7 protein-coding genes and 1 pseudogene are annotated in these 9,428 nt (G+C 37.8%); 3 read left to right on the top strand and 5 right to left on the bottom strand.

The window, feature by feature from the left end:
• Positions 1 to 70: 70 nt before the first annotated feature.
• Positions 71 to 172 carry a YjcZ family sporulation protein gene (locus tag AB3X49_RS12995; RefSeq protein ID WP_000505688.1) on the top strand — a complete coding sequence of 34 codons (102 nt, stop codon included), beginning with the start codon at positions 71 to 73 and terminating at the stop codon, positions 170 to 172.
• 146 nt (positions 173 to 318) lie between these two features.
• Here AB3X49_RS12995 and gad read toward each other — a convergent pair whose 3' ends face one another.
• Positions 319 to 1,788 (bottom strand): glutamate decarboxylase, encoded by a 1,470-nt coding sequence (gene gad, locus AB3X49_RS12990; RefSeq protein ID WP_367962524.1) that lies wholly within the window; start codon positions 1,786 to 1,788, stop codon positions 319 to 321.
• 105 nt (positions 1,789 to 1,893) lie between these two features.
• Between gad and AB3X49_RS12985 the strand changes: the two are divergent.
• A pseudogene (locus AB3X49_RS12985) lies at positions 1,894 to 2,208 on the top strand (Tn3 family transposase); the annotation flags it as partial.
• 113 nt (positions 2,209 to 2,321) lie between these two features.
• On the opposite strand, the gene AB3X49_RS12980 reads toward AB3X49_RS12985, so the two are convergent.
• The 3 genes from AB3X49_RS12980 to AB3X49_RS12970 form a co-directional block, all read right to left on the bottom strand.
• Positions 2,322 to 2,936 (bottom strand): DUF2812 domain-containing protein, encoded by a 615-nt coding sequence (locus tag AB3X49_RS12980; protein ID WP_367962522.1) that lies wholly within the window; start codon positions 2,934 to 2,936, stop codon positions 2,322 to 2,324.
• 13 nt (positions 2,937 to 2,949) lie between these two features.
• Positions 2,950 to 3,264, bottom strand: a complete 315-nt coding sequence (locus AB3X49_RS12975) for a PadR family transcriptional regulator (RefSeq protein ID WP_002134744.1) — start codon at positions 3,262 to 3,264, stop codon at positions 2,950 to 2,952.
• Positions 3,265 to 3,404: 140 nt separating this feature from the next.
• Positions 3,405 to 5,141 (bottom strand): S-layer homology domain-containing protein, encoded by a 1,737-nt coding sequence (locus AB3X49_RS12970; RefSeq protein WP_367962520.1) that lies wholly within the window; start codon positions 5,139 to 5,141, stop codon positions 3,405 to 3,407.
• Between the two features lie 480 nt (positions 5,142 to 5,621).
• On the opposite strand from AB3X49_RS12970, the gene AB3X49_RS12965 reads away from it, so the two are divergent.
• Complete coding sequence (locus AB3X49_RS12965) at positions 5,622 to 6,152, top strand: cysteine hydrolase family protein (protein WP_033730911.1); 531 nt, start codon at positions 5,622 to 5,624, stop codon at positions 6,150 to 6,152.
• 172 nt (positions 6,153 to 6,324) lie between these two features.
• Here the strand turns inward: AB3X49_RS12965 and AB3X49_RS12960 are convergent, their stop codons facing one another.
• Positions 6,325 to 8,712: an immune inhibitor A domain-containing protein gene (locus AB3X49_RS12960; RefSeq protein WP_367962518.1), complete on the bottom strand. Its 2,388-nt coding sequence runs from the start codon at positions 8,710 to 8,712 to the stop codon at positions 6,325 to 6,327.
• Positions 8,713 to 9,428 lie beyond the last annotated feature (716 nt).

The raw sequence follows: 9,428 nt of genomic DNA, 5'->3' as shown, positions 1-9,428 counted from the left end.
ATAGGAATCATCCTTTTTACATAGATTATACCCTAGATTTTAGACAGGTTCTAAAGGAGGAAGAACTATTATGGGCTTTGGTGGTAGTTGTAGTAGTTGTGGCGGTGGCTTTGCTTTATTAGTTGTATTATTTATTTTATTAATCATAGTTGGAGCTAGCTGCTTCTGCTAAACAAACTATTAGAAAAGACACTCATATATGGGTGTCTTTTCTTTATGGGGTGCGTCAGAAAAATGCTGATTTACAACGTTAAGGAAATTTCAATATTAAAAAGCCTAATTTCTCAATTAAATATGAAGAAATTAGGCTTTTTTCATTTAGTGATGAAACCCATTATCACATTTCGTATCATGTGGCATAGGCCCGTCCAGGGAATCCAGAAAGGCAACGGTCTGTTTGAGGTTCCTCAAAAATAAATGCGCAAGATCCATGGAAAATCCATTTCGAACCACAACGCGCATAATCGTCACCGCTTCCATATCTGGAGGCAATGGATAGGCGGGTACTTGCCAGCCGAACACACGCAATTGTCGAGATAAATCATAAAGATTCCAGTTTAATGTGTAACCATCTTTCAATCGCCAAGCGAAAACCGGAATATCCGAACCATCGGACAAAAGTTCGAACGGTTCCATCTTCTGAATCGCCTTGCTAAGAAAAAGAGCGACTTTCTGAGAAGCCCTTTGGACATCATAGTACCCACTTTTCCCCAAACGCAGGTAATTGTAATATTGCAGGAGCACTTGTGCGCCAGGACGAGAGAAATTCAGGGCAAAAGTCGGCATGTTCCCGCCCAAATAGGAGACGCGGAAGATTAGATCCTCAGGGAGATCTTCAGCTTCCCGCCAAATTATCCAACCCAACCCAGGGTAGACTAATCCATATTTATGTCCGGATACATTGATGGACTTCACCCTCGGTAATTGAAAATCCCAGACTAAATCTGGTTGAAGAAACGGTGCTATAAATCCCCCCGAAGCCGCATCCACATGCATGGGAATGTCGAGGCCCGTCCTCTCCTGTAAATCGTCCAACGCTTTCGCAATGGCGGCAACCGGTTCGTAAAGCCCGGTATAAGTCTCACCGAGAATCGGTACCACACCAATCGTATTTTCATCCACGGCAGCGAGGACCCCCTGAGTATCCAATCGGGGATGCTCTGGGCTAACCTTCACATAGCGTGGTTCAACCTCCCAATAGTTCGCGAATTTTTCCCACACGACTTGAACAGCAGAACTAAACACAATATTGGGCCGATCCACCGGCTTCCCTTCGCTTTTGCGTGCATTTTGCCAGCGTCTCTTTAACGCAAGCCCCCCGAGCATACATGCTTCCGACGATCCAGTTGTTGAAACGCCCATAGTCGTAAGGGGAGTGGGCGAATGCCAGAGGTTGGCTAAAATGCGGACACACCGCTCCTCAATTTCGGCTGTCTGTGGATATTCATCCTTATCAATCATGTTCTTATCGAATGATTTGGCATATAAGTGCTCTGCGGCAGGCTCCATCCATGTGCTAACGAATGTTGCAAGATTCAAGCGGGCATTGCCATCAAGAGCAATTTCATCATGGACGATTTGATACGCTGTTTCTGGTAACATGCCTTCATCAGGCATGTGAAAGCGCGGAACGACTGATTCTCCTTCGCGGGCAAACAGAGGATTTACAGAAAATTCGTGAGGCAGCTCCATTTGCGCATGACGCGGTAGATATTGTGGATTATCTGGCATGATCTCTTTTCCTTCGTATGCATCGTTTTGAACTTTTTCTTTTCGATCCTGTGGCATACAAGTCCCCCTTAATTAATTGTTTAACAAACATATTATTTACAAAAAAGCAGTTGTTACACCAAATGGACAATTCTAATAAAAGGTGCTGCCACCATTCGAATTAAAGAAGAAGCCATGAATGGACTTGCAAGAGCTATTTTCTTCGGAAAACAAGGTGAGCTTAGGGAACAAACCATACAGCATCAATTGCAAAGGGCCAGTTCCTTAAACATAATTATCAATGCCATCAGTATCTGGAATACCTTACATCTAACAAAAGCAGTTAAATATCAAAAACGGATAGGTAGTTTTAATGAGGACTTATTGCATCATATGTCACCTTTAGGTTGGGAACATATCAATTTACTAGGAGAATACCATTTTAATTCAGAGAAAGTGGTCTCATTAGATTCTCTAAGACCATTGAAACTTTCTTAGCGTTGTAAATCCGCATTTTCCTGACTCTACCCCATGCCCATCAAGCTAACCAAGTACACCATTTACAAATTCAAAAGAATCCCCCTCAAAACATCAGCTTTAAGGGGGTCCTCTTAGTATTTTCTCTCTTCATACAATCGTTTTGCTTTATATGAGAAAAAGAAAAACATACCAATCGCAGCTGGGATAAACAACCATGAAATGCCCCTCATTAATGCAAATGGCGTTTCAAATAAAAATGATCCTAAAAATGCTGCGCCTTGCTTATCCCATAACCCTGGCGTAAAGTATAGTTCTCTTGGATTTATAATTGCTCCTAGATCAATTGTTTTATTAAACATAAATAGGATTAACAGTGGCAAATAACATATCGCCAATTCTAAAAATGTCTTAGATAGACGCTTATACTTCCCTGCTCGTGACATTTGATCTGAAAAAATGTCATCTTCACTTTCCTCATCTACCTTTTTAAAATATTGCGTTCCTGACCACCGATTACCGGCTATATGCTTCCAGCCACTATCTTCAAATAACGTACAATAATTAATAAAATCACTTCGTCTATTAAATACTCTATGGTCTATTTTAATTTTCGCATCTTCCGGTTCTGCGATTCTAAATCTATAACCGAATGTATTACTTTTTAGTTGATAGCCTTTCCAAGCCATCTCTTCTAACCATTTCTCCTCTTTCTCAAAGTCTAAAAAGAATTTCAATCTCCACATCATCGCTTCCCCCTAACTATACATTTAATAAGCTTTTTGTAACTCCAACAATGTGCTGCATCCTCATAAAGTCTAAATGTAATACTTCTTTCCCTCGTTCAGTAATGACATACACTTTTCTTCGTTTATCTTCACTTTTTACCGATTCTATTAATTGTTGCTTTAATAAATTTTCAACCGCACCATACAATGTACCCGCCGCGATTTTCACTTGATGATTACTAAGTTCCTCCACCTTTTGCATAATTAAATATCCATGTGCTGGCTCTAATAAAGCTAAAAGAACGTAATACGTTGTTTCCGTTAATGGTAAATTTTTATCTCTATTCATAAAGACCTCCAATGTAACGATTAATATATAGCTAAACTATATAGTTGAACTGTATAGTTTTATTTTATACAGTCTAACTGTATATGTCAAATTTAGGTACAAAAAAACAACCTAGATCTCATAGGATCTAGGTTGCTTTTTTACATAAACGTAATCGTCACTAAAGAATATCCTTCTTTCGCATTATACGGCTCAGCTTTATAAGAAACACGGTTCGCTCCTTGCGGATAACCGATTTCTCCAATTACTTTTTTCACATCTTGCAATGCGCCATCCATTGATTGTTTATAAAGAATTTCAATCTTTGCTGACTTTGTGCTATAACGTTGCTGCATTTTATTTTTGAATTCATTATAGTTATTTGCGATATATTCATTTCCTAAATAATTTAACTTTGTATCTTTTAATATTTGCTGATATGCAGGTGTTTTCGTACCACCTGTCGCAATTTTATTTGTTAATGTACTATAATAGTTTGTTGTAGCTTGCGGATAGTCCCCTCGGTTCCACACGTGATTCTTCGCAATTTGCTCATCTGATAAGTTGAAATATGAATACGTTACGCGGCCTTGTACATCTGGCACTGGATCATCAAATGTTGTATCAAGATGGTACCACTTGCTATCGATTTTAACTAAATTCCAAGCATGAGGCTGACCGTCTCCAGTTCCTACTACAAAATGATTCTCAATTCCAGCTTCTTTTAATAATTGATAGGTTAATAGTGTGTAACCTTGGCAAACGGCAGAACGATTCGCGAGTGCCTCATATGCTGTATACGCTTTATAAGACGTATCGTAAGAAACATGTTTTACAACATAATCATGAATTGCCTTCACTTTTTCATGATCATCCATTCCCATTTGAATAATAGAAGAAACGATCGCTTTCGCTTGTTTCATCACATATTCTGTTTGTTCTTTCGTTTCACGATATGTAATATTTAGCGTAAACGTATAATTCCCTGGCGATCCAGATAGTGAGTATGAAACATTCGATCTATTATAATTTGTATACTCATTTTTATTTGCGACTTCTTCATATGCGTTAAAAAGTGTATTCATCACTTCTTTTGTATTACTGTTTTTCGTTTTATATGGAAGTGTAATATTCGTTTCATACGTATTAATACGCGTTTGTACTTCATTTTTGAATGCTGCTAATAATGCCGCATCTCCTGTATCTTGCACCGCAACCTCAGGCTTTTTATATTTCAATGCATTATATAAAAACTGTGCATACTGTTCACGCATTACCGTTTTAGCTGGTTCAAATTTCCCGTCTCCTGTACCAGATGCAATCCCGTTTGACTGCACCGCACTAATCGCGTTTTCTGCCCAAAACCCATTTGGAACATCATTAAATGTATGTTTTTGTTTAGCTGAAACTTGGAACGCATTTTTAATAATTTGCGCCATTTCTGCGCGGCTAACAGAATCTTTCGGTCTAAAACCGCCATTTCCATCACCTTTAAAAATCCCCAATTTCGTTAACGTTAAAACCTCTTCCGGAAACATTGTAGAACCTGAGCGAATATCTCCATACGGATTATTTAAAGTAGACCCATCTTGTAATACATAACGAGCACCATCATTACTAAACGTACCACCTTGCTTATTCGGTACTAACACACGATAAATTAAAGCTGCAACTTGCTCCCGCGTCGCAACATCACCAAAACCAAACATCCCATTTCCATAACCTGAAATAATATTTTTACTCGCTAAGTCTTTAATCGCAGGATAGGACCAGTGCGATGTAGGTACATCCGAAAAAGCACCCGTTTCAGCAGCTTTCACATCACTGCCATTTGTATATAATAAAGCACCACCAATAAGTGATAAGGATGTAATTGATTTTAATAGTTTTATGTACATAATGTATTCTCCCAATACGTCTTCTATTTTTGTTATTTTTTGTCGAAAAATCTAAAAGAATATGACAAAACACATTATACAATTAAAACTTTTCGGAGGATATATTAAATTTCAAAATATGCAAAAACTCATATTGTTATAGAGATTCATACTGATATTATGCTGTTTTACTTGCGAATATATAAATAATATCGTTTTTCGAGCTTTTATTTCGCTAAAATGTAGCCTATAAAAACAATGCTACCCCCATTAAAATCGCAATATAATCCTGAGAACATACCTTTTAACATAATTCATTGTATGATTGCCAATTTCATGTCCTTTATTTAAAACAGTTTTTACTAATTGTAATTATTGGAATCCACTTCATACCTCCATGCAATATTCTTTGGAACTTTTGGATACATTAAATGTGCATAGCATTGGAGTTTGCATATATTTCACTTTTGTATTTTTGGACCACGTATTAGGAGGGTATTTATGATGAAAAGCTGTACAGCATTCCTTATTATTGATGTACAGGTAGGTTCATTTGAAGAGAAAAAAGTCCTATATAATAGAACGGAATTATTAAGAGTTATTCAATTATTGATTTCTAAAGCCCGTTCTGCTTCAGCCCCTATTTTTTATATGAAGTTTAACGGGAAGTCTGGTTCCTTGCTTAGCCAAGGGACACCTGGATGGGAAATTCATAAATCAATTGCTCCAGCAACAGGAGATGTCGTTCTTGAAAAGAATCATCCGGATTCTTTTCATAAAACGAGTCTTCAACAAGAGCTGGAAATGAGAAATATAAAACGAGTTGTTATAGCAGGAATTCAATCTGAAATTTGCATAGATGCAACATGCCGGCGTGCATACAGCTTAGGGTATGACGTTACTCTTGTAAAGAATGGACATAGTACATATAATTCTACAATATTATCGGCGTCTCAAATTATTAAGCATCATAACGAGATAATAGGTCAATGGTTTGCCTGCGTAAAAAATTCCGAAAGTATAGAGTTTTGATTCCATTTCTATATTTGATAGTCTATATATTTTTTACTATAGCCACTTTCAAAGAATTGCTTTCCAGTGAACTGCTTCCTAAACTAAGCTGCCTCGTTTCCACAATAAGAAGAGAGCTGTCCATAAGTCAGTTTCACCAACTTATGGACAGCTCTCATAGTTTCACCTTATTCTATCGATGAATCCAAACTGCACCTGCAGACTTGTCTTCAGCTTGACCTACTACTTCAAACTTCAATCCTAGTTTCGGCAACTTACGTCCTGCATCTGGAATTGCACTGTTGATGTACTGCTTAGAGTCATCAAATTTTGCAACGCCTGGTAATCCTTTATAGTCAAAGATACCGCGAGTTGGCGAATCTACTCTCCATGCTGGCGTTTGATCAAATGAGAATGCCGCATCGGCAATTTGATAACGCGTACTGCTCTTCACAGTCGGTTGTCCGTTTAATGTACCTACGATTGCCTCTGGATGAGAATCTACTACTCCTAAGAATCCTTCACCTGGATGAACACCTACCCAGTTATCTGTAAAGCTTTGATCCGCATACCATACAACCATTCCTGTATTAAAGACTGGACCACGCGCATGTTGTAACGCCGTGTCAGAACCAGCGTAATTTCTCCACTCTACGTAGTAGTTATTTTTTTTCTGTTCCAATCCGTTAGATACAGTAAATCCTTTTAACGTCATTGCTGGCCCGCCTTCTGCATCATCTGAGAAAACAACTTTGCCATCTACAGTTAATGCAGCATTATCTAACGCAAATCCTTTATAAGCTACTGCAATATCTGTTAAATACTCAAATTGCAGTTTTACTTTTTTCCCTTTGAATTGGCTTAAATCGTATGATTTATCAACCCACTTACCATCAGTTGTATCCACGCCGCCTTTTACATCTTTTTCGCCCATTCTATCAATACGTGTCTTCGTTCCATCTTCTGCAATCGCATATACGTCAAGGAAATCATACTTCGCTTCAAGTTCGTAGAATGCCTTATAATCGAACTTAGCATCCTTGGCATTTGTTAAGTCAAATACTGGTGTCTCAAGTGTTGTATGAATGTCATTTCCTTTTGTGCTGTAATAAAACTTCTTACCAAATGCTGACTCGATATTTTTAATATCTTTGTCTGGCAAGTTAACACGAACGATTCCTGGTCGTTTTGATTTTGTAACACTTTGATCTAAATATGTTGCAACACCGACTCCCGTGCGAAGTTTATCATAATCTACCTCAACGATATTCGCCCAGTTGCCATTCATATTCCTTTGGAAAAACTCTTTATTTTGTGGTGAGAAACTTGTTGGCTCTGTTCCTGCAATTTTTCCAGCCCAGCTGCCGCCACTCATAATAGACCATGACTCAACAGGTTCACCTTGTCCTGAGTACTTCGTATCGTATTCATCTGGTAATCCTAAATCATGACCATACTCATGCGCAAACACACCAACTGCTCCATCTTCAGGCTCGATTGTATAATCGTATGCAGCCATCTTTCCGCCCCAATTCGAAACAGAAGATTTTGTGCCATCAATCGCATATGGTTTTGATCCAAGTTTTGAACGATGAGACCAAATCGCATCATCTTTCAATTTACCGCCGCCAGCTTCTTGACCAACGCCAGCATGTACAACCATTAAATGATCAATAATGCCATCTGGCTCGTTTTTATTTCCATCACCATTTTGATCGTATTGATCAAATTGGTCATAATCAGCTAAGTTAATTCCTTTTGCTACCGCTGCTTTTAATGCTTCTTTCACAAGATCACGCGGCCCTAAAGGACCTTTGTTATCATGGCCAGTACCTGCATCCGCACCATAATCTGAAGCTTTTCCTGGAACAGTAAGCCATTCCGTTACAGTTCCATCCACTGTGTAGCTGCCGCCAGATTGTTCTTCATAATATTGTTTAAATGTGTTAATCTTCGATCCATCAAATAACGTAAATGGTTCATTACCAAATAACATTTTTTGATAATGTTCACGATTGAAGTCCTTAGAATACATGTACCCTGGCTCTTGATCAATATTGTTATGCTTAAAATCGCTAAATTCTACAAGTAAAACAAGTACTTTATCTTTTCGAACAGCACCGTTGTACTCTTCTTGCTTCGCTGGTGCAGTAGGTACTTTTCCATTTAATTTACTAGAATTCAATCCTGCACCTTGTCCAGCTACTGGCCCTACTGTTGGCTGCTGCGCCTGTTCATTTCCCTTCATTTTTGCATCTTTTACTTTTTTCATAAAATCAGAAGCTTCTTGCGTAAGACTATCTCCTGTCAAGATTTCTTTACCAGGGTTTTCCCCTTTCTTTTTCTCAACATATTTCTCGACAGCCTTTGACGTCTCAGCTTGTGATGCAGATTGATCAATTACGCCCCGTTGTTTTAGCGCTTCTGCCAAACGCTCCTCCGGTATTAAATGCTCATCTATTGGTAGAGATGATGTTGGTGTTTCAGCATACGCCGCATGACTTCCAAAAGCAAAACTACTACTTAGTACTGCCGCTGTTGCTAAAACTGATAATGGTTTTAACTTCTTATTCTTTTTCAATGCATTTCCTCCCCAGTGTCTGCGAATTATCGTTTTTTTTGCCGATAGCAACATAATATTCTCTTTATAGAGAATATTCAATGTTTTTCAACAATTAAATGTTGAGAAATATTTTTTTGTGCAGGGTGGGATACATAAGATAAAAAAATACAAACCTTCTACTAGTTTATGTTTTGCACATAACCATAAAGTGGGATCACTCGTTCTTTTGTTTTGATGGCGATAGAGTAGTGCTAGGAAAGGAAATAACAAACAGCCCAAGTTCCTCATTGGAACTCGGGCTGTTTGTTATTTGTATGAATACTTTTCATATGGATTCTTATAAGATTCTGAATCAGTTTATGCAGATTCACTTTACAAAAAAGCTGTTATTTATTTTAAGTGCAATAGTCATATTGGCTCGATTCACTTATTTTTTGGCAGTAAATAAATGATTACCACCTAAGGAATCCTATTGAATTCCTTTTCTATTTATATTCTAATTACCACTTAAATCATCAGAAAATTATTGGTTTTTTTCTTTCCATGTTTAATTCCCCGTTTCAACAATTATCAGGTGCCCCTAAAAAACATCTGACATAGTGTTCATTATTCCACTAACATTTAACACCCCTTGTGAATTTTCAAAAAAGTCATTTTCGTCGATATAATTCCACACAGAAAATCAAAATTAAAAATCTATTTCAACCTCCCAAAAGGTACATATTTTAAAAACG

The organism is Bacillus sp. C30, from assembly GCF_040838255.1.
Lineage (GTDB): Bacteria > Bacillota > Bacilli > Bacillales > Bacillaceae_G > Bacillus_A > Bacillus_A mycoides.
This window is presented reverse-complemented; position numbering and strand designations above follow the sequence as displayed.

Coding starts and splice junctions, on each gene's coding strand:
- AB3X49_RS12995 (WP_000505688.1), top strand. CDS start 71: ATGGGCTTTGGTGGTAGTTGTAGTAGTTGTGGCGGTGGCTTTGCTTTA.
- gad (WP_367962524.1), bottom strand. CDS start 1,788: ATGCCACAGGATCGAAAAGAAAAAGTTCAAAACGATGCATACGAAGGA.
- AB3X49_RS12980 (WP_367962522.1), bottom strand. CDS start 2,936: ATGATGTGGAGATTGAAATTCTTTTTAGACTTTGAGAAAGAGGAGAAA.
- AB3X49_RS12975 (WP_002134744.1), bottom strand. CDS start 3,264: ATGAATAGAGATAAAAATTTACCATTAACGGAAACAACGTATTACGTT.
- AB3X49_RS12970 (WP_367962520.1), bottom strand. CDS start 5,141: ATGTACATAAAACTATTAAAATCAATTACATCCTTATCACTTATTGGT.
- AB3X49_RS12965 (WP_033730911.1), top strand. CDS start 5,622: ATGATGAAAAGCTGTACAGCATTCCTTATTATTGATGTACAGGTAGGT.